Raw genomic sequence first — 19,332 nt, forward strand, 5'->3', positions numbered from 1 at the left:
GTCAGGAAGCGCGCGTCACCTCGACCGCGTAGATCGCCGGGTCTCCCTGAATGTTGGCGCGGAAGATCAGCCACTTGCCGTCCGGTGTGAAGCGGGCATTGGGTTCGAGGCGATAGTCCTGGCGGCCCATGTCGACGAGCTTTTCCGCCTCGAGAACGCCCGGCTGGATCAGGCTGGCGGCATCGGTGGCGTGGATGCCGGCGACGTCGGGGATGGCGCGGGGGCGGAAGAGGTAGAGCCATTTGCCGTCGGGGGCATGGGCGACCATCTCGCTGTCGCCGCCGTCGCCCGAGAAGAGGCGGCCGTCCTGCGATACGTTGTAATGCACCGACCATTGGTTGCGATCGAGGTGATACCAGCGCCGCTTGCCGTCGGCGACTGTGTAGCCGGCGAGCCAGAAATCCTCGCCGCGCGGGGTTTGCAGGTCGTACCAGATGGTGCGGCCGTCGGGCGACCAGAATTCGTGGCCGGCGATTTCCATGTTCATGGTGCGCGCATGGATCTTGGTGTTCTGGGTGCCATCGGTGCGGACCGTCCAGATGCGATCGACCTTATGCCAGGGGCCTTCGTGGCAATACATCAGCAAGCCGGAGTCGGTCGGCGAAAATTGCAAGTGGTTGAGCCAGTCGGTCGAGCGGATCACCGATCGGCGCGCGCCGGTGCGGGTATCGATGGTGAAGATCTCCATCGGGATGCGTGCCTCGAGACGGTCGTTGAGGCGCACCTCCTTGGCTTCGGCATAGGGCAATGGCCTGCCGTCGGGGCCGAGCGCAGCATAGGCGGCCTGGTCGGTCTTCGCATCGCGGCCGCGCGTGCCGGGTTGCAGCTCCATGGCTCGTTCGGCGACTTGGCCGGCCAGCAGCGTTTCGTTGGCGTTGATCGTGTCGATCTGGCTGCCCTTTGGCACCTCGCCGATGCGGCGGACGGCGCCAGTGGGGATCGCGGCGGCGTAGATGGTGGTGACGTCGCCTTTGGTTTCAGCGAAATAGGCGGTACGGGTCTTGTGGCCGGCGAAGAGCAGGCGGATGCCGGGCCGCTTCAGGATGGATCGCGTCTGCCAGCTCTTCAGGTCGAGCACCGAGATGCCGTCGGCGGTCTGGAAGATCATCAGATCGCCCTGCGGCGTATAGGCGTTGTAGTTGAAATACAGCGCATAATTGCCCGGCGCGTCCGAGATGCGATGGATGCGGTGGCCGGTCTTGGCATCCGTCCAGTCGGCGGGACCGGTGACCGCTGCGCCGGCGGGCGCCGCGAGGAGGAATAGCGGAAGCAGCAGGCGGCGCATGGCGGAAGCTTTCGTCACGAGGGGAGGCGCAGCGGCCAACCGTGGTCGCCGGCAAAGGCGACGAATTGGTCGACCCAGGGCACCGGCGTGCCGTCACGATGCGCGGCGGGCGGACCGTGGCCGCCCTTTTCATAGATGGTGAGCGCGGCGGTCACCTTGGCGGCGTGCAGCGCCTCGTACATCAGCAGGCTGTTCTTGGCGGGCACGACGGGATCGTCGCCGTTGCAGGCGACCCAGGTGGGCGGCATGTCGGCGGGCAGGTTCTGCTCGATCGAATAGCGGCGCTGCCAAGCGGGATCGGCGGCGCGGGTACCCAGCAACTCGCGGCGCGACTGGGCGTGGACGCCCGCGTCGCTCATGGTGATGACGGGGAAGAACAGGCCGGCGACATCGGGGCGCGCCGGCAAGCGATCGGCGGCGTCGATCGGCGAGTAGAGGGGCAGGCTCGATCGGATCGCGAGGCTGGCGGCGACGTGGCCACCGGCGGAGAAGCCGGTGACGGCGACGCGGGACGGGTCGATGCCCCAGCGGGTCGTGCCGGCGCGGATCAGGCGCATCGCGCGCTGAGCGTCCTGGAGCGCCACGTCGGAGCCGGCGGCCCAATTGTCGTGGGGCAGTCGATAGAGCAGCTCGAACGCGGTGATGCCGCGGCTCGCGAAGTCGCGGGCGATGCCGCCGCCGAGCCGCCCGACCGCGACACGGGCATAGCCGCCGCCGGGGCAAATCAGCACCGCGGCACCGTTGGGCGTGGCGGGGCGGACGACGGTGAGCATGGGTACACCGACGTGCGGCCAGGCGATATCGTCGGCGCCGCCAGTCGGCGAGCGCTTCACCCACTGGTCGGCGACGCTGCCAGCGGGGGCCCCGGGCGGGGTGCCGGGCCAGAGCGGGAAGCGTTCCACCGTGGGCTCGGCGGCGAAGGCGGGCAGCGGGAGCATCGTCGCGAGGCTGCCGGCGAGGAGGGTGCGGCGGGTGGTCATCAATTGCCGTCCGGTGTGGTGGCGTCGCGCGCGCTGCTGGCGGCGAGGCGGAAGCTTTCGGGGGCGGGGGGATGCGCGGGATCGAACTGCCGGTCCTGGGCGCGGACATGGGCGCCGATCGGTAGCTTCGCCAAGCCGGCGGCGATGACGCGGGCTAGCACCCAGGCGCCATAATTGTCGTGGTGGGTCGCGTCCTTGCCGCCGTCGTTGAAGGCGAGCGGCGCGCGGGCGGGGCCGAGCGCTTCGTAGAACCGAACCGAGGCGGCGTTGAGGTCGATCACGGGCGCCTGCTCGGCCGCAGCGACCGCGCGGACGGCGGCGGCATAGTCGGCGAGCGTCGGCCTGATCCGGTCGCCGTTCCACATCCGCCGTTCGGGCGAGGTGACGAGGATCGGCGTCACGCCGCGGCGTCGCAGCTCGGCGATGTAGGTGCGCAGGTAATCGCGATAGGTGGTGTCGGCGGCGGCATAGGTCTGCGGCCAGTTCGCCTTCTGGTCGTTGTGGCCGAATTGGATCAGCGCGACGTCGCCGGGACGGACGCTTTCGAGCACCTTGTCGAACCGCAGCTCGGTGAGGAAGGACTTCAGCGTCTCGCCCGATTCCGCATGGTTGGCGACGGCGATGTCGGGGGTGAGGAAGGCGGGGAGCATCTGCCCCCAGCTGGCGGCGGGTTCGGCGGGCTGGTCGGTGACGGTAGAGTCGCCGAGGAGGAAGATCGTCGGCACGTTGGCGGGCTCGACCGTCACGCTGTCGGGCAGGTCGCCCAGGAATTCGAGGGTCAGCTTGTCGTCCCAGCTGAAGCTGCCCTGCTCACGCGGCTTCAGGCGCACGGCGCTGCCGCCGGGCGCGTTGGCGGGTGGGGCGGCGAGGGTGGCGACACGGGTGTTGACGATGAAGGTCGCGGTTTGGGTGCGGCCCCTGGGGACGGTGAGGGCGTCGAGCATGAGGCGGCGGGATTCGGCCTTCACCGTCGTCGTCGTCGCTCGATCGCGGCGGCCGAGGGTCAGGGTGATGCGGTAGTTGCCGGGTTCGACGGCGATCGAGAACAGCTTGCCGGGGCCAGGTTCGAAGCCCGATCTGCCGTCATAGGGGTGGGGGTGGGAGAGGTCGTATTCCATCGCGCCTCCCCGGCGTAGGCCGGGGCCCAGTTGCAGGCTGCTCGACGCATCACGACTGCCCCGCACCTCGGCCCCGGCCTTCGCCGGGGTGGGGAGGAGGGCTAGCGCCAGCGCACCGATCAACGGCGCCGGCGTCATCCGCACGTCGGGCCGCCCGCCGGTGTTGCGCGGGTCAGGGCAGGGGTACGGACGCGCACGTACTTCGCCACCGGCAGCCGCGTGTCCTTCAGCCCGATCGCGACGAGATCGGCGATGCGGCGCGCGCCCAGTTCGCTGAAATGGGTGTCGTCGGCGACGCCCTTGGGAAAGCCGGGGGCGTTCGCCGATGCGTCGAGGTGAAGATAATAGGCCTTGGCGCTGTCCGGCCCCGCGGCCTGGACCAGCGCCTGCGAGCTGGCGCCGAGGTCGATCAGCGGGGTGTGCGTCGCGCGCGCGACGCGGCGGGCCGCGTCGGCATAGGTGGGGAAGCTGGGCTGTTCGACGCCGTCCCTGAAATCGCGGCGGGCGACGGGGGTGATGATGACGGGCTTGGCGCCGGCCTTCTTCGCAACGTCGAGGAAGCGGCGCAGGTTCGCCTCATATTGCGGGATCGTCGTGTAGCGTTCGGGCTTGTCGATGCTGGCGTCGTTGTGGCCGAACTGGATCAGGAGCGTGTCGCCCTTCTTCAGGTCGGCGGCGATCTTGTCGAGCCGGCCTTCGCGGATGAAGCTGTTGGTGCTGCGCCCGCCGATCGCGCGATTGTCGATGGTGACGTTGTCCGCGACCGCACACCGCAGCATCGTGCCCCAGCCCGATTGGGGATAGCGATCGGCCTTATAGTCCTGCGCAGTGGAATCGCCGGCGACGACGATGCGCATCGGTGGCGGGGTCGATGCGGCCTGGACGGTGGACGTCAGCGCGAGCGCTACGGCGAGGCTGTACCTCATACGCTTCTCCTCTCCCCGGATGACCATCAACTCCCAACTATTGGGATCAATGTCAATATATCGGGATCGGCTTGGCAAGAGGTGCGGCAGCGCCTATGCCCTTTGCCAGCCCCGCCAAGAGGGCGGGAGGGCGTTGGATGGCCTGGATCGGGTTCACGACGATGGTGCTGGCGGCGGCGACGCCGGGGCTGGCGCATTGGCGGATCGAGGCGGAGTCGCCCGATACGCGGGTGACCGAGACTCGCGGCACGATCGACATCGACAGCCCCAAGGGCGTGACGCTGTGGTGGCGCAAGCCGCTGCCCGCCAGGGTGACGATCAGCTTCGAAGCGATGGCGGTCGCGGATGGCGGCGTGAACGACAAGGTCAGCGATCTCAACGCCTTCTGGATGGCACGCAATGCCGACGGATCGTCGGTGTTGGCGAGTCCCCGATCTGGGGCGTTCGCGGCCTATGACGATCTGAAGACCTATTATGTCGGGATCGGCGGCAATCGGAACACCACGACCCGCTTTCGTCGCTACGTCGGTACGCCGGGCGTGCGGCCATTGCTGCCCGAGCATGACCTGTCGGCGCAGGGCGCGATGCTGGTGCCGAACCGCTGGACGACGATACGCCTGATCGCCGACGGGCCGCTGGTCACGGTCGAGCGTGACGGGGCGCGGCTGTTCACGCTCAACGATGCGGCACCTTATGTCGGCGGGCATTTCGGACTGCGCACGACGTGGAGCCACCTGCGTATCCGCCACCTTTCCATCACCCCGCGCTGAAGGACCAGCCGATGCATGTGAATCGACGCGACGCGATCCGCCATGGACTGATGGGAGGCGCGGCGACGCTGATGCCGATGGCGGCGCGGGCGGCACCGACGCGCGTGACCGCGGCGCCGGTGCGATGGATCGACGGTGCGGCGCCCACGATGCACGGCGGTCAGACGTTCGGCGTCGCCTGGCCGCGGGGGACGGTGAGGAAAGGAACGCGGCTGACGGTGCGTACGGCCGACGGCGGTGCGGTGCCCTCGCAAGGATGGGTGACCGCGACCTGGCCCGACGGGTCGGTGAAATGGACGGCGCATGCTTTACCGGCCGATGTCGCGCCCGAGCGGCTGGTGGTGGACGAGGGGCGCGAGACGTCGCCGAGCGCGCCGGTGAGGGTGAGCGAGACGGCGGATGCGGTGACGATCCGCTCGGGCGCACTGGTCTGGACGATCGGCAGGAGCGGCGCGGCGCTGGTGCGCGGGGCAAGCCAAGACGGGCGCCAGGTGCTGGGCGCAGTGACGCTGGTCGGCGCGGTGAAGGGTGATCCCGAAGCGGGTACGGCGGTGCCGTTCGAGGGGGTGATCGAACGGGTCACGATCGAGCAGCGCGGCCCGGTGCGTGCGGTGGTGAAGATCGAGGGGCGGCATGCGGCGGGCGAGCGGCGGTGGCTGCCGTTCGTGGTGCGGCTCTATGCCTATGCCGGGTCCGCGGCGCTGCGCCTCGTTCATAGCTTCGTCCATGACGGGGACGTGGCGAAGGACTTCGTGTCCGCCCTGGGCGTCTGCGCGTCGGTGCCGATGACGGGTGCGCTGCACGACCGGCACGTGCGGATCGCGACCGACGGGGCGATGTTCGTCGAAGGCGTGCGGCCGCTGACGGGGCTTCGGCGCGATCCGGGCGCGGCGTTCCGTGCGGCGCAGGTGGCGGGCAAGGCGACGCCGCCGATCGCGGATATGGCCAAATCGGTGGCGGCGGTGCTGGAGCGGATACCGGCGTGGGACTCGTTCCGGCTGGAGCAGCCCAACGCCAACGGCTTCGCGATTACCAAGCGCACGGCGGCCGGGCAGGGCTGGGTCGACGCGCGCGAGGGCAAGCGGGCGCCGGGGCTCGCCTATGTCGGCGGGCCGCAGGGCGGGGCGGCGCTGGCGTCGCGTTATTTCTGGCAGCGGCATCCCACTGCGCTGCATATCGATGGCGCTACGGGCGATGCGGCGACGCTGACCGCTTGGCTATGGTCGCCGGAGGCGCCGGCGATGGACCTTCGCCCCTATCACGGCACGATGGGGATGGAGGGCTATGACGCTCAGAACGAAGGGCTGTCGGTCACCTACGAGGATTACGAGCCGGGCTGGGACGATGCCAAGGGCATCGCGCGGACGAGCGAGCTGATGCTGTGGGCGCTGCCCGCGACGCCCGAGACCAGCGTGCTGGCGCGGATGGCGGCGATGCAGGCCGAGCCGCCGCAGCTGATGGCGGCGCCGGCGCACCTCCATGCCGCGGGGGTGTTCGCCGACTACGGCCTGCCCGATCGCTCGACGCCGAACCGAACGGCGATCGAGAACCAGCTGGTCAACCTGATCGACTTCTACATCGGCGAGGTCGATCGGCGATCGTGGTACGGGTTCTGGAACCACGGCGACATCATGCACACCTACGACAGCGACCGGCATGTCTGGCGCTACGACATCGGTGGTTTCGCGTGGGACAACAGCGAGCTCTCGCCCGACCTGTGGCTCTGGTACCAGGCGCTGCGGACGGGCGATGCGCGGACATGGCGTTTTGCCGAGGCGATGACGCGGCACACCGGCGAGGTCGACGTCTATCGCCTGGGCCGGTTCAAGGGGATGGGGACGCGCCACGGCGTCCAGCATTTCAGCGACAGTTCGAAACAGCCGCGGGTGAGCAACGCGAGCTATCGGCGGATCTTCTATTACCTGACCGCCGACGAACGCGTCGGCGACCTGCTGCGCAACCTGACCACGTCGGACCAGACGCTGACGAGCGTCGAGATCGGGCGCAAGGTGCCGGGCAACAAGCGGCCGGTGCTGCCCGCCGGCACGATCGAGATGACGTTCGGCACGACCTGGTGCCCGCTCGCTGCCGCCTGGCTGACCGAGTGGGAGCGGACGGGGGATACGCGCTGGCGCGACCGGATCGTCGCCGGGCTCGACAGCATCGGGCGGCTGCCGCACGGCTGGATGACGGGGAGCGCGCCGTTCGATCTGGCCAGCGGCCGGTTCATCGACCAGAACCGGCCGATCAGCTTCTCGCACCTCAATGCAGTATTTGGTGCGGTCGAGGTGAGCGCGGAGCTGATCCGGCTGCTCGACGTGCCGCGATACCGGGCGGCATGGCTCGAATACTGCCGGTGGTACAATGCGCCGCAGGCCGAGTATCTGGCGAAGTTCGGGCCGCCGTTCGGGCCGCGCAACCTGCGCGAGGGGCATTCGCGGCTGACCGCCTATGCGGCTTTCCAGGAAAAGGATTCCGCGCTGGCGTCCCGCGCGGCGGCCGAGTTCCTGTCGGGCGATGCCGGACTGGGGACCTGGCCGAGCGATCCGCGGCATGCGGTGGACGGCGTCGTCGAATGGCCGTTCGTATCGACCAACGCCTCGGCGCAATGGGGCTTGGCGGCGATCCAGAATCTGGCTCTTATCCCCGAAGCGCTCGACCGCGGCACGATCGTGGCGCCGCGCCCGCGCAAGGGAGGGGACGCATGATCGATCGCCGCAGCCTGATCGCAGGCGCGCTGGCCGCCTGGCCCGCGAGCCGCCTCGCCGCGCTGGCGCCCGATCGCTTCGCGGCGGTCGATCCCGAGATGGTCGAGGAATTGCGGCGCCGGCCCGAGATGGTGGTGACGGCGGAGAACCTCGAACGCTTTCGCCATCGGCCGGGGGTCGGCCCGCTGCGCCCGCCGCCGTCGTCGCCGCTGAAGGAGCGGCCGCCGGTCGAGCGAATCGTGCCTGGGCTGGGCGGTGAGCCGGCGGTGCGGACGCTGGTGTTCGACGGCGCGCCGGGCCGGCAGGGTCGGGGTGCGATCGTGTGGATCCATGGCGGCGGCTATGTGTCGGGCGGCGCGGGGGTGCCGGGGGCGCTGGCCACGGCGGCGGTCGAGCATGGCTGGCTGGTGGTGTCGGTTGACTATCGCCTGGCGCCCGAGGCGCGGATCGCGCAGTCGCTGGCGGACAATTATGCGGCGCTGCGCTGGGTCCACGACCAGGCCGACGCGCTCGGCGTCGACCGGCGGCGAATCGCGATCGGCGGCGGCAGCGCGGGCGGTGGCCATGCGGCGATGCTGGCATTCCATGCCCGCGACGAGGGCAAGGTGCCGGTCGCCTATCAGCTGCTGATCTATCCCATGCTCGACGACCGTACCGGCAGCAGCCGCGCGGCGCGGCCGGGCACGGGCGAGTTCGTCTGGACGCCCGGGGCGAATCGCTTCGGCTGGTCGTCGCTGCTCGGCGTGCCGGCGGGGTCGAGCCGGGTGCCCGCCACGATCGTGCCGGCGCGACGGACGGACGTGAAGGGATTGCCGCCCGCCTTCATCGGTGTCGGTACGCTCGATCTGTTCCTGGACGAGGACATCGACTTCGCCGGTCGATTGGCGGCGGCGGGGGTGCCGGTCGATTTGGCGGTGGTGCCGGGCGCCTATCACGCGTTCGACGGCGTCGCGCCCTGGGCACGGGCGTCGCAGGCGTTCACGCGGCGGTGGAGTGACGACCTCGCCGCAGCGCTTTCCGATTAATGTCGGGCGATCTGATCGGCTTGACTCAGGAACATCGCCCTTCCCCGGCGGTTGGCGAAGGCATGGACCAGGATCGCATCGTCGCCGTCGGCTTGCTCACGAGGCATGACCTGGAGGTCCTGGGCCAGGGATTCCGCCGCAGCTATCGCGTGCGCGACGTCGAGGGGTTCGAGGATCTGCTCGCCAAGCTGGAGCATGTCGAAGCGGTGCCCGGCAAACGTACGGACGACGGCGGGTCGCACTGACGCGCGGCTTGCGCCGGGACGCAGGCTGGTGAGAATGTCGCCCGGGCGCGGGGTGCGCCGAGGGGACGTCAATGCGATATATCCGACAGGTGGCGGCGATGCTGCTGGTGGCCACGGCGATGCCGGCGATCGGCCAGCAGGCGGCGCCGCTGCGGATCGACCAGATCGTCGGCAAGGATGCGATCCGGTCGGAAGACGTCGCCGGTGGCGAGTGGAGCCGCGACGGCAGCGGCTTCCTGGCGATCGAGCCATCGACCGCGGTGCCCGGCGGCACCGACCTCGTTCGCTACGACGTGGCGGGTAACGGACGCAGCGTTGTAGTGCCGGCGACGATGCTGGTGGCGGAGAAGGGCGCGAAGCCGATCGCGATCGAACGCTATGCGTTTTCGCCCGACCAGCGCAAATTGCTGATCCTGACCGAGGGGCAGCCGTTCCGGCGAACCCGCGCGCTGGGCGATTACTGGCTGCTCGACCTCGATACCAAGGCGCTGCGGCGGATCGGTGGCGACGCGCCGGCGCATAGCCTGATGTATGCCGAGTTTGCGCCCGACGGCGGCAGCATCGCCTATGTCCGCGCCAACAACCTGTACGTCGAGCCTGTCGCGGGCGGCGCACCACGCCAGCTGACCCGCGATGGCGACGCGCTGATCGTCAACGGGCTGGGCGACTGGGTGTACGAGGAGGAGTTCTTCCTGACCAAGGCCTGGTCGTGGAGCCCCGATTCGAAGCGCATCGCCTTCTGGCGGTTCGACACGTCGGGGGTCGGCACGTTCAACCTGATCACCAACACGCAAGGGCAATATTCGAAGGTCATCCCGCTGCAATATCCCAAGGCAGGGACGGTCAATTCCGCGGTCAGGGTCGGCAGCGTCGACGTTGCGACGGGCGCGACGAGCTGGGTCAAGCTGGAGGGCGATCCGCGGCAATTTTACGTGCCGCAGATGAGCTGGACGCCGGACAGCGCGGCGCTGTTCCTGCAGCAGGCGAACCGGTTGCAGAACAGCTATGCGGTGATGCTGGCCGATCCGGCAACCGGATCGACGCGCACGCTGTTCACCGAGCGTGACAAGGCGTGGGTCGAGGCGAACCGCGATCCGACCTGGTTGAAGGAGGGCGCGGCGTTCACTTGGATGAGCGAGCGTGACGGCTGGCGGCACCTCTATGCCGCATCGCGCGACGGCAAGCGGCTGGACCTGCGCACGCCGGGCGACTTCGACGTGATCGATGTGTTGCAGGTCGATCCCGCCAACAACCGGGTGTGGTTCACCGCGGCGCCGGGCGATCCGACGCGGCGCTATCTGTACCGCGCGACGTTGACCGGCCGAAAGCTGGTCGAGCGGGTGACGCCGGCGGGACAGGCCGGCACGCACAGCTACGACATCGCGCCGGGCGGGCGCTATGCGCGGCACAGCTTCTCGACGTTCGACACCGCGCCGACGACCGAGATGATCGACCTGGGCACCAACCGGGCGATCCGCGTGTTGGCGCGCAATGCGCCGATCAACGCGATGCTGGCGCAGGAAGGGTTGGGCAAGACCGAGTTCCTGCGGCTCACTATCGGCGGTGGGACGGTGCTCGACGCGTGGCTCATCAAGCCCAAGGGGTTCGACCCCGCCAAGCGCTATCCGATCCTGTTCCAGGTCTATGGCGAACCCTGGGGCCAGACGGTCGCCGACAGTTTCGGCGGTCGCACCGCATTGTGGCACCGGATGCTGGCGGAGCGCGGCTATCTGGTCGCAAGCATCGATCCGCGCGGCACCAATTCACCGCGCGGGCGGGCATGGCGCAAGAGTATCTATCGCCAGGTCGGCATCCTAGCCTCCGCCGATCTTGCGGCGGGAGTGCGCAAGATGCTGAGCGAGCGGCGCTATATCGATCCCGACCGGGTCGGCATCTGGGGCTGGAGCGGCGGCGGATCGATGACGCTGAACGCGATGTTTCGCTATCCCGAGCTGTACAAGACCGGCATCGCGGTGGCGGCAGTCGCGGACATGAGGCTGTACGACACCATCTATCAGGAGCGGTACATGGGCGTGCCCTCGGGCAACCCCGACGGTTATCGCGACGGATCGCCGATCACCTTCGCCGACCGGCTGACGGGCAATCTGCTGATGATCCACGGCACCGGCGACGACAATGTCCATTACCAGAACCTGGAGGTGCTGACCGACAAGCTGGTCGCGGCGAACAAGCCGTTTCAGATGATGGCCTACCCGGATCGCACCCACGGCATCTACGAAAAGCCCGGTACGAGCGTTCACCTCTATTCGCTGATGACGCGGTATTTGGAGGAGAAACTGCCGCCGGGACCGCGGTGAAGCGTCAGCGCACCAGCACGTCGGCGATGGCGGCGTAGATGGTGTCGAGGTCGGTGTCGTCGATGCAATAGGGGGGCATGACGTAGAGCGTGTTGCCGAGCGGGCGGAGCAGGATGTCGCGGTCGCGGAAATGGGCGAGCAGCCGGGGTGCCCGGGTCGACAGATAGCCCTCCGTACTGCCGATCTCGAACGCGGTGATCGTGCCGAGCTGGCGGGGGTTGGTGGCGCCCGCGAGGGCGGCGAGGCGCTTGGCATGGCGGTGCGCCAGGTCGGCGATGCGGGCGAGGACCGGTTCGTCGCGCCAGATCGCGAGGTTGGCATTGGCGGCGGCACAGGCGATCGGGTTGGCGGTGTAGCTCGACGAGTGGAAGAACATCCGCTCGCGCTCCGGCCCGTAGTGCGCAGCGTAGACGGGTTCGCTGGCCATGGTGACGGCAAGCGGAACGGCGCCGCCGGTCAGCCCCTTCGACAGGCAGAGCAGGTCGGGCACGACGCCGGCCTGCTCGCACGCCAGCAGCGTGCCGGTACGGCCCCATCCGGTCATCACCTCGTCGGCGATGAAGAGCGTGCCGTGGCGGCGGCAGATGCGCGCCATCTCGGCCAGCGTCGCGGGCGAATAGATCAGCATGCCGCCCGCGCCGAGCAGCAATGGTTCGACGATGAAGGCGGCGGCACCGGCGCGGCATTCCGCCTCCAGCGCGTCGAGCGTCGCCTGTTCGTGGGGCGCGGCGGGGAAGGGCAGCGTCGCGACGTCGAACAGCAATGGCGCATAGGCACGATTGAAGACGCCGCGCGCGCCGACCGACATCGCGCCGATGGTGTCGCCGTGATAGCTGTGCTCAAGCACGACGATGCGGTGGCGCGGCTCGCCGCGGTGGAGCCAATAGCCGAGCGCCATCTTCAGCGCGACCTCGACGCTGGTCGATCCGCTGTCGGAGAAGAAAACGCGGGTCAGCTCCGCTGGCATCATCGCGGTAAGGCCGGCGGCGAGCGTTTCGGCCGGCTCGTGTGTCCAGCCGGCGAAGATGATCTGGTCGAGCTGCTGCGCCTGGTCGGCGATCGCGGCGGCGATGCGCGGATGGGCGTGGCCGTGCGTCGTCACCCACCAGGACGAGATGGCGTCGATGATCCGCCGGCCGTCCTGCGTGTACAGCGCGGCGCCCTGCGCATGAGTGACGAGCGGGATCGGCTCGCGGAGGCCGTGCTGGGTGAAGGGGTGCCAGATCGGCGAGGCGGTCATGCGAAATCCTGTAGGCGGAAATGCGCGGCAAACGCCTGCGCCAGCGAGGCCGGGTCGAGCGGATCGAGGCGCGGCAGGCGGCCGAGGCGGCGGACGTTGCCGAGCGCCGCAATGGTCGCCTCGCTGTCCTCGTTGGCGTCGCCGTTGAAGGCGATTCCGAGGATCGGAACGCCGCGGTGGCGGAGTGCCTCGATCGTCAGCAGGCTGTGGTTGATCGTGCCAAGCGCGGTGCGCGCGACGATCACCACGGGATGCCCCCAGCGCGCGAACAGATCGGCGTAGAGCAGGCTGCGGGTGACGGGGACCAGCGCACCGCCGGCGCCCTCGACGACCAGCGGGCCGTCGACCATGGGCGGGACCAGGCGGTCGGGATCGATCGCGATGCCGTCGATCTCGGCGGCGAGGTGGGGGGAGCAGGGAATGAGGAGGCGATAGGCCTCGGGCAGGACGCGGGCGGCGGGCACGCCGAGCGCGGCGACGGTGCCGGCGTCGCTGCCGGGATCGAGCCCGGCCTGCACCGGCTTCCAGTATTGCGCGCCGAGCGCCTGCGCGAGAGCGGCGGCGAAGACGGTCTTGCCGACGTCGGTGTCGGTGCCGGTGACGACGATCGTCGGGCTCACAGATGGGGCGCCAGGACGGCGGCGAGATCGGACACGGCGGCCTCGTCGATGTTGAGGGTCAGGGTGATCCGCAGCCGGGCGGTGCCGGCGGGGACGGTGGGCGGACGGATGCCACGGACGTCGAAACCTTGCGCCTGGAGCGCGGCGGCGATGGCCATGGTGCGCGCATCCTCGCCGATGACGATCGGCTGGATCGCCGAGCCGGACAGCGACACGCCCAGCGGGCCGAGGACGGCGCCGGCATGGGCGACGAGCACGTCGAGCCGGGTGCGGCGCTGCGGCTCGTCGGCGAGGGCGCGGATCGCCTCGCGCACGACGGCGGCGATCAGCGGCGAGGGTGCGGTCGAGAAGATGAAGCCGCGGCCGCGGTTGACCAGGACGTCGCGGACGATTCCCGGGCCGAGGATCAGCGCGCCCTCGGCGCCCATCGCCTTGCCGCAGGTGTGCAGGGTCACGACGTTCTCGCGCCCCTGCCATGCCGCCGCCAGCCCGCGGCCGTCGGCGCCGTAGAGGCCGGTCGCATGCGCCTCGTCAATCAGCAGCATCGCCTGGGTCCGCTCGGCAAGCGCGGCGAAATCGGCGAGCGGGGCGCGGTCGCCGTCCATGCTGTAGAGGCTTTCGACCGCGATCCAGGGCGTGCCGGTGCCGCCGCCGCGGCGCCAGGCGGCGATCGCGTCGGCGGCGGCATTGACGTCGTTGTGGTCGAAGGCGGCGGTGTCGGCGCGGCCCAGGCGCATGCCCTCATGCGCGCTGGCATGGACGAGCGCGTCGTGGACCACCAGGTCGCCGCGCTGGGGCAGCGTTGCGAAGAGCATCGCGTTGGCGGCATAGCCGCTCGCCATGAACAGCGCGGCGGCGGCATTGAAGAAGGCGGCGGCCTCCGCCTCCAGCGCCTCATGCTCGTCGGTATTGCCGCGTAGTAGCCGTGAGCCGCCCGACCCGATCGCGACCCCGCGCCCGATCGCGGTCAGCGCCGCGTCGCGCAGCCGCGCGGAGGCGGCAAGCGCGAGATAGTCGTTCGAGGTGAAATCGATGCCTCGCCTGGGGGCGAGAGAGCGCCGCCGGCCGATCGCCCCCAGCCCGTCCAGATCACGGCGCATCGCCGACAATGCCTGCATCCGCGCGCTGCTAGCGGCGGAGCGGGGGTTAGTCGATCGGTTCGCGCGGCCGCTTTCGAGATTGCCTAGCCAAACGGCCCCAACTAGCGTTCGCTGGTGTCGGACGCCGTGCCCATAAGAGTTTTTGTTATACATCGGGTTGGCTGCCGTCGCCTTCGCTCCTGGCAAATATCTGATTGATCACCTGAGAATATCTCAGTCGCGGAAGGACCTCTTCCGTCCCGCCCAAACGGATAGCCGTTTTTCACGGTTACTCTTGGTGCAGAGCATCACGGCACTAGTCTGTATCGCGGTCCTGGCCGTCTTCATTGCGACTCCCAACGCTGAGCGGTTCGCCGGTTCTCCAGAATTTTGGCCGCTCGTGATGGCAGCGATCGTAGGCGGGCAGACCGCTGCACCGGCTGGTTCGCGTCGATGGCGACGGCTCATCCCGATTGCGCTAGGCGACTCCATCTGTAGGATGCCCCAAACCCACTGACGTTGACGTCAGGGGAAAGGAGAGGCGCCATGATCGAGTCTGCCGGACGCAGCGTGTTCGACGACGAGCTTCAGATGTTCCGCGAGCAGGTGCGCAAGTTTTTCGCCGCCAAGCTGGAGCCGAACATCGAGCGATGGGAACGCGAGGGTGTGGTCGATCGGCAGTTCTGGCGCGAGTGCGGCGAGGCAGGGCTGCTGTGCCCGACGATGCCCGAGGAATATGGCGGCCTCGGCCTCGACTTCCGCTATAACGCGGTGATCGACGAGGAGCTGTCCTATGCGGGCTGCTCGGCAGGGATCACGCTGCAATCGGATATCACCGCCGATTACATCCTGGCTTATGGCTCAGAGGAGCAGAAGCGCGAGTGGATCCCCAAGATGGTGTCGGGCGAGGCGATCACCGCGATCGCGATGACCGAGCCGGGGACGGGCAGCGACCTTCAGGCGATCCGCACCACTGCACTGCGCGACGGTAACCATTATGTCGTCAACGGCAGCAAGACGTACATCACCAACGGCCAGAACGCCGATCTGGTGATCGTCGTCGCCAAGACCGATCCCAAGGAGCGCGCGCGGGGCGTGTCGCTGATCCTGGTCGAGGCGGATCGCGACGGATTCAAGCGCGGGCGCAATCTCGACAAGATCGGCCAGCATTCGGCGGATACGTCGGAGCTGTTCTTCGAGGACGTGCGCGTGCCCGTCACCAACTGCCTGGGTGAGGAGGGGCGCGGCTTCGCGTACCTGATGAACCAGCTGCCGCAGGAGCGGCTGTCGATCGCGATCTGCGGCCAGGGCACGGCGCAGCGCGCCTATGACGAGGCGGTCAAGTTTACCAAGGAGCGCGAGGCGTTCGGCGGCAAGGTGTTCGATTTCCAGAACACCCGCTTCACGCTGGCGACGATCGCGACCGAGCTTCAGGTCGGCTGGGCGCACATCGACTGGGCGCTGGCGCGGCATGTCCGCGGCGAGCTGACCACGGCGGAGGCGTCGGCGGCGAAGCTGTGGCATACCGAATTGCAGAACCGGGTGTGCGACGAGGCGCTGCAGCTGCACGGCGGCGCCGGCTATATGAACGAATACACGATCGCGCGGCTGTGGCGCGACAGCCGGGTGACGCGCATCTTCGGCGGCACCAACGAGATCATGAAGGAAGTGATCGGGCGGTCGATCTGACCGCAGCCGATGGAGAGCGGCCGATGGGCGACGCGTATATCATCGATGCGGTGCGGACGCCGCGCGGCATCGGCAAGGCGGGGAAGGGCGCGCTGGCGCATCTTCATCCGCAGGAGCTGGCGGCGACGGTGCTGCGCGCCATCGCCGAACGTAACCGGCTCGACACCGCCGACGTCGACGACATCATCTGGTCGACGTCGATGCAGCGCGGCAAGCAGGGCGGCGACCTGGGGCGGATGGCTGCGCTGTCGGCGGGGTACGACACCAGCGCCTCGGGGGTGACGCTCGACCGTTTCTGCGGCGGCGGGATCACCGCGGTCAGCCTGGCGGCGGCGCAGGTGATGAGCGGGATGGAGGACCTCGTCATCGCCGGCGGCACCGGGATGATGAGCTATACGGCTGAGCAGATGGCGCAGGACCAGCAACTGGGTCTGCCGCCGATGCTCATGGGATCGCATAACGAGGTGCTCGATGCCGCGCATCCGCAATCGCACCAGGGCGTCTGCGCCGACGCGATCGCGGCGATCGAGGGCATCGGCCGCGAGGATCTCGACGCGTTCGGCCATGAGAGCCAGCGGCGCGCCAGGCGAGCGATCGACGAGGGGCGGTTCGATCGGTCGGTGGTACCTGTGACCAACGCCGACGGCTCGGTGGCGCTGGCGCGCGACGAATATCCGCGGCCCGAGACGACGCGCGAGAGCCTGGCGGGGCTGAAGCCCGCCTTCACCGCGCTGGCGGACTGGCCGATCGACGAGAAGGGGACGACGTTCCGCGGCCTGATTGCGCGACGGTATCCCGATGTCGACATCGTGCCGCTCCATCATGCCGGATCGAGCAGCGGCGTGGTCGACGGCGCGGCGGCGGTGCTGATCGCGAGCGAGGGCTATGCGGCGGCGCACGGCATGACGCCGCGCGCGCGGATCGTCGCGACCGCCAATGTCGGCGACGACCCGACGCTGATGCTCAACGCGCCGGTCCCGGCAGCGAAGAAGGCGCTGGCGAAGGCGAGGCTGACCAAGGACGACATCGACCTGTGGGAGATCAACGAGGCGTTCGCGGTGGTGGCCGAGAAGTTCGTCCGCGACCTCGACCTCGATCGCGCCAAGGTGAACGTCAACGGCGGATCGATCGCGCTCGGCCATCCGATCGGCGCCACGGGATCGATCCTGATCGGTACGGTGCTGGACGAGCTGGAGCGGACCGGCGGGCGCTACGGCCTGGTCACCATGTGCGCGGCCGGCGGGATGGCGCCGGCGATCATCATCGAACGGATGTGACGGAAGGATAATGCGATGAAGCTCGACAATATGGTAGCCGCGGTGGTGACCGGCGGCGCCTCCGGCCTGGGCGAGGCGACGGTACGCGCGCTGGCGGCGAAGGGCGTGAAGGTCGCGATCTTCGACCTGAACGCGGAAAAGGGCGAGGCGGTCGCGGCTGAGGTCGGCGGCATCTTCGCCAAGGTCGACGTGACCAGCGACGAGAGCGTCGACGCGGGCTTCGCGAAGGCGCGCGAGGCCCATGGCCAGGAGCGTATCCTGGTGAATTGCGCCGGTATCGGCAACGCGATCAAGACCGCGTCGCGCAGCAAGGAGGACGGGTCGATCAAGCATTTCCCGATCGACGCCTTCAATCAGGTCATCCAGATCAACCTGGTCGGCACCTTTCGCTGCATCGCCAAGTCGGCGGCTGGGATGCTGACGCTGGAGCCGCAGACCGATGGCGAGCGTGGGGCGATCGTCAACACCGCGAGCGTCGCGGCCGAGGACGGGCAGATGGGGCAGGCGGCCTATTCCGCGTCGAAGGGCGGCGTCGTCAGCCTGACGCTGCCGATCGCGCGCGACCTGATGAGCGAGGGAATTCGCGTCAACACGATCCTGCCCGGCATCTTCCGAACGCCGCTGCTGATGGGGCTGCCCGAAAAGGCGGTCGAGGCGCTCAACGCATCGGTGCCCTTCCCCAAGCGGATGGGCGACCCCGCGGAATATGCGCAGCTGGCGCTGACGATGATCGAATGCGGCTATTTCAACGGCGAGGACGTGCGCCTGGACGGCGCGATCCGCATGGCGCCGCGCTGATGGAGGCTGCCGCCGGGCCGCTCGCCGGGATCCGCATTGTCGAGATCGCGGGGATCGGCCCGGGGCCGTTCGCGTGCATGATGCTGGCCGATCATGGCGCTGAGGTGATCCGCGTCGAGCGGCCGGGCGGGGCCGGCGGCGACCTGCCGCTCGACCCGCGCAAGGATATCCTGGCGCGCAACCGGCGGCGGGTGGCGATCGACCTCAAATCGGCGGAAGGCGCCGCGGTGGTGCGCGACCTGGTCGCGACTGCCGACGGGCTGGTCGAGGGGTTCAGGCCCGGCGTCATGGAGCGGCTGGGGCTGGGGCCGGACGAGCTGATCGGCGCCAATCCGCGGCTGGTCTATGGGCGGATGACCGGGTGGGGCCAGACGGGCCCCTATGCGGCGGTGGCGGGGCATGACATCAACTATATCGCGCTGTCGGGCGCGCTCCACGCCTGCGGTCGCGCCGACGACAAGCCGGTGCCGCCGCTCAATTTGATCGGCGATTTCGGCGGCGGCGCGATGATGCTGGCATTCGGGATGCTGGCAGCGATCCTGTCCGCGAAGGCGACCGGAACTGGTCAGGTGGTCGACTGCGCGATGACCGACGGCTCGGCGTTGTTGATGGGCATGATCTATTCGTTCCGCGCGCAGGGTTTTTGGGCGGACCGGCGCGGCGTCAACCTGCTCGATGGCGGTGCGCCGTTCTACGACACCTATCAGACCGCGGACGGCGGCTATGTCGCGATCGGGGCGATCGAGCCGCATTTCTATGCGCTGCTGAAGGAGAAGGCGGGGCTCGGCTCCGAGTTCGCCGTGCAGATGGACGCGCGGCGCTGGCCCGAGCAGCGTGCGGTGCTGGCGGGGGTGTTCGCCGGCAAGACGCGCGACGAATGGTGCGCGATCATGGAGGGAAGCGACGTGTGCTTCGCGCCCGTGCTGTCGCTCGACGAGGCGCCGGAGCATCCGCACAATGTCGCGCGCGATACCTTCGTCGAGGCGGGCGGGGTGGTGCAGCCCGCACCGGCGCCGCGCTATTCCGCGACCCCGACGCGGCAACCGGCGATGCCGACCGCCGACAGCGATACCGCGGCGGTGCTGGCCGAGCTGGGCTATTCGACGGCGCGGATCGACGCGTTGCGCGATGCGGAGGTGGTTGGCGTTGGAAGAACTATCGGACTAATAGGAGAGGATAGCCGCTAATGAGGGGCACTACCTACGCTCCGACGTAGGACCGGACATAAACAACCGTTTTCGATTATGTTTTCCA

General features: G+C 68.9%; 16 protein-coding genes. 9 read left to right on the forward strand and 7 right to left on the reverse strand.

The window, feature by feature from the left end; genetic code table 11:
• Window position 1: 1 nt before the first annotated feature.
• The 4 genes from GGQ80_RS11340 to GGQ80_RS11355 all read right to left on the reverse strand — a co-directional run bounded on the left by GGQ80_RS11340 (window position 2) and on the right by GGQ80_RS11355 (window position 4,309).
• A complete protein-coding gene (locus tag GGQ80_RS11340; protein ID WP_183984854.1) occupies window positions 2–1,285 on the reverse strand; it encodes an oligogalacturonate lyase family protein in 1,284 nt (427 codons plus the stop codon).
• A 14-nt stretch (window positions 1,286–1,299) separates the two neighbouring features.
• Complete coding sequence (locus tag GGQ80_RS11345; RefSeq protein WP_183984856.1) at window positions 1,300–2,265, reverse strand: alpha/beta hydrolase; 966 nt, start codon at window positions 2,263–2,265, stop codon at window positions 1,300–1,302.
• On the reverse strand, window positions 2,265–3,383 hold the full coding sequence (locus tag GGQ80_RS11350) for a rhamnogalacturonan acetylesterase (protein ID WP_183984858.1): 1,119 nt from the start codon (window positions 3,381–3,383) through the stop codon (window positions 2,265–2,267). Before GGQ80_RS11350 ends, GGQ80_RS11345 begins: the two co-directional genes overlap by 1 nt.
• Before the next feature lie 134 nt (window positions 3,384–3,517).
• Window positions 3,518–4,309 (reverse strand): rhamnogalacturonan acetylesterase, encoded by a 792-nt coding sequence (locus tag GGQ80_RS11355; RefSeq protein WP_183984860.1) that lies wholly within the window; start codon window positions 4,307–4,309, stop codon window positions 3,518–3,520.
• A 137-nt stretch (window positions 4,310–4,446) separates the two neighbouring features.
• Here GGQ80_RS11355 and GGQ80_RS11360 point away from each other — a divergent pair, with 137 nt between their 5' ends.
• From GGQ80_RS11360 to GGQ80_RS11380, 5 genes are all read left to right on the forward strand, one after another.
• Entirely contained in the window at window positions 4,447–5,079 is a 633-nt protein-coding gene (locus tag GGQ80_RS11360) for a DUF6250 domain-containing protein (protein WP_183984862.1), read from the forward strand.
• Between the two features lie 11 nt (window positions 5,080–5,090).
• On the forward strand, window positions 5,091–7,787 hold the full coding sequence (locus GGQ80_RS11365; protein ID WP_183984864.1) for an exo-rhamnogalacturonan lyase family protein: 2,697 nt from the start codon (window positions 5,091–5,093) through the stop codon (window positions 7,785–7,787).
• Window positions 7,784–8,812 carry an alpha/beta hydrolase fold domain-containing protein gene (locus GGQ80_RS11370; RefSeq protein ID WP_183984866.1) on the forward strand — a complete coding sequence of 343 codons (1,029 nt, stop codon included), beginning with the start codon at window positions 7,784–7,786 and terminating at the stop codon, window positions 8,810–8,812. Before GGQ80_RS11365 ends, GGQ80_RS11370 begins: the two co-directional genes overlap by 4 nt.
• Window positions 8,812–9,057 carry a hypothetical protein gene (locus GGQ80_RS11375; protein ID WP_246347028.1) on the forward strand — a complete coding sequence of 82 codons (246 nt, stop codon included), beginning with the start codon at window positions 8,812–8,814 and terminating at the stop codon, window positions 9,055–9,057. The genes GGQ80_RS11370 and GGQ80_RS11375 overlap by 1 nt, the downstream gene beginning before the upstream one ends.
• A gap of 71 nt (window positions 9,058–9,128) precedes the next feature.
• Window positions 9,129–11,375 carry a S9 family peptidase gene (locus GGQ80_RS11380; protein WP_183984868.1) on the forward strand — a complete coding sequence of 749 codons (2,247 nt, stop codon included), beginning with the start codon at window positions 9,129–9,131 and terminating at the stop codon, window positions 11,373–11,375.
• A gap of 4 nt (window positions 11,376–11,379) precedes the next feature.
• Here the strand turns inward: GGQ80_RS11380 and GGQ80_RS11385 are convergent, their stop codons facing one another.
• From GGQ80_RS11385 to GGQ80_RS11395, 3 genes are read right to left on the reverse strand one after another with little or no spacing between them, the layout of a single operon-like run.
• Window positions 11,380–12,615 carry an adenosylmethionine--8-amino-7-oxononanoate transaminase gene (locus GGQ80_RS11385; protein WP_183984870.1) on the reverse strand — a complete coding sequence of 412 codons (1,236 nt, stop codon included), beginning with the start codon at window positions 12,613–12,615 and terminating at the stop codon, window positions 11,380–11,382.
• Window positions 12,612–13,235 (reverse strand): dethiobiotin synthase, encoded by a 624-nt coding sequence (gene bioD / locus GGQ80_RS11390; protein WP_183984872.1) that lies wholly within the window; start codon window positions 13,233–13,235, stop codon window positions 12,612–12,614. The genes GGQ80_RS11385 and bioD overlap by 4 nt, the downstream gene beginning before the upstream one ends.
• On the reverse strand, window positions 13,232–14,353 hold the full coding sequence (locus tag GGQ80_RS11395) for an 8-amino-7-oxononanoate synthase (RefSeq protein WP_183984874.1): 1,122 nt from the start codon (window positions 14,351–14,353) through the stop codon (window positions 13,232–13,234). The genes bioD and GGQ80_RS11395 overlap by 4 nt, the downstream gene beginning before the upstream one ends.
• Window positions 14,354–14,860: 507 nt before the next feature.
• On the opposite strand from GGQ80_RS11395, the gene GGQ80_RS11400 reads away from it, so the two are divergent.
• Genes GGQ80_RS11400 through GGQ80_RS11415 form a run of 4 tightly spaced genes read left to right on the forward strand, consistent with a single transcriptional unit; the run spans window position 14,861 to window position 19,265 of the window.
• Window positions 14,861–16,003, forward strand: a complete 1,143-nt coding sequence (locus GGQ80_RS11400; protein WP_183984876.1) for an acyl-CoA dehydrogenase family protein — start codon at window positions 14,861–14,863, stop codon at window positions 16,001–16,003.
• Between the two features lie 23 nt (window positions 16,004–16,026).
• Window positions 16,027–17,280 carry an acetyl-CoA C-acetyltransferase gene (locus tag GGQ80_RS11405; RefSeq protein ID WP_183984878.1) on the forward strand — a complete coding sequence of 418 codons (1,254 nt, stop codon included), beginning with the start codon at window positions 16,027–16,029 and terminating at the stop codon, window positions 17,278–17,280.
• A 15-nt stretch (window positions 17,281–17,295) separates the two neighbouring features.
• Complete coding sequence (locus GGQ80_RS11410; protein ID WP_183984880.1) at window positions 17,296–18,078, forward strand: SDR family NAD(P)-dependent oxidoreductase; 783 nt, start codon at window positions 17,296–17,298, stop codon at window positions 18,076–18,078.
• Window positions 18,078–19,265 carry a CaiB/BaiF CoA transferase family protein gene (locus GGQ80_RS11415; protein WP_183984882.1) on the forward strand — a complete coding sequence of 396 codons (1,188 nt, stop codon included), beginning with the start codon at window positions 18,078–18,080 and terminating at the stop codon, window positions 19,263–19,265. Before GGQ80_RS11410 ends, GGQ80_RS11415 begins: the two co-directional genes overlap by 1 nt.
• Window positions 19,266–19,332 lie beyond the last annotated feature (67 nt).

This window comes from Sphingomonas jinjuensis (assembly GCF_014197105.1).
Lineage (GTDB): Bacteria > Pseudomonadota > Alphaproteobacteria > Sphingomonadales > Sphingomonadaceae > Sphingomonas > Sphingomonas jinjuensis.

Bases quoted from the DNA above. Each gene is read 5' to 3' on its own strand.
- GGQ80_RS11340 (WP_183984854.1), bottom strand. From the start codon at position 1,285: ATGCGCCGCCTGCTGCTTCCGCTATTCCTCCTCGCGGCGCCCGCCGGC.
- GGQ80_RS11345 (WP_183984856.1), bottom strand. From the start codon at position 2,265: ATGACCACCCGCCGCACCCTCCTCGCCGGCAGCCTCGCGACGATGCTC.
- GGQ80_RS11350 (WP_183984858.1), bottom strand. From the start codon at position 3,383: ATGGAATACGACCTCTCCCACCCCCACCCCTATGACGGCAGATCGGGC.
- GGQ80_RS11355 (WP_183984860.1), bottom strand. From the start codon at position 4,309: ATGAGGTACAGCCTCGCCGTAGCGCTCGCGCTGACGTCCACCGTCCAG.
- GGQ80_RS11360 (WP_183984862.1), top strand. From the start codon at position 4,447: ATGGCCTGGATCGGGTTCACGACGATGGTGCTGGCGGCGGCGACGCCG.
- GGQ80_RS11365 (WP_183984864.1), top strand. From the start codon at position 5,091: ATGCATGTGAATCGACGCGACGCGATCCGCCATGGACTGATGGGAGGC.
- GGQ80_RS11370 (WP_183984866.1), top strand. From the start codon at position 7,784: ATGATCGATCGCCGCAGCCTGATCGCAGGCGCGCTGGCCGCCTGGCCC.
- GGQ80_RS11375 (WP_246347028.1), top strand. From the start codon at position 8,812: ATGTCGGGCGATCTGATCGGCTTGACTCAGGAACATCGCCCTTCCCCG.
- GGQ80_RS11380 (WP_183984868.1), top strand. From the start codon at position 9,129: ATGCGATATATCCGACAGGTGGCGGCGATGCTGCTGGTGGCCACGGCG.
- GGQ80_RS11385 (WP_183984870.1), bottom strand. From the start codon at position 12,615: ATGACCGCCTCGCCGATCTGGCACCCCTTCACCCAGCACGGCCTCCGC.
- GGQ80_RS11395 (WP_183984874.1), bottom strand. From the start codon at position 14,353: ATGCAGGCATTGTCGGCGATGCGCCGTGATCTGGACGGGCTGGGGGCG.
- GGQ80_RS11400 (WP_183984876.1), top strand. From the start codon at position 14,861: ATGATCGAGTCTGCCGGACGCAGCGTGTTCGACGACGAGCTTCAGATG.
- GGQ80_RS11405 (WP_183984878.1), top strand. From the start codon at position 16,027: ATGGGCGACGCGTATATCATCGATGCGGTGCGGACGCCGCGCGGCATC.
- GGQ80_RS11410 (WP_183984880.1), top strand. From the start codon at position 17,296: ATGAAGCTCGACAATATGGTAGCCGCGGTGGTGACCGGCGGCGCCTCC.
- GGQ80_RS11415 (WP_183984882.1), top strand. From the start codon at position 18,078: ATGGAGGCTGCCGCCGGGCCGCTCGCCGGGATCCGCATTGTCGAGATC.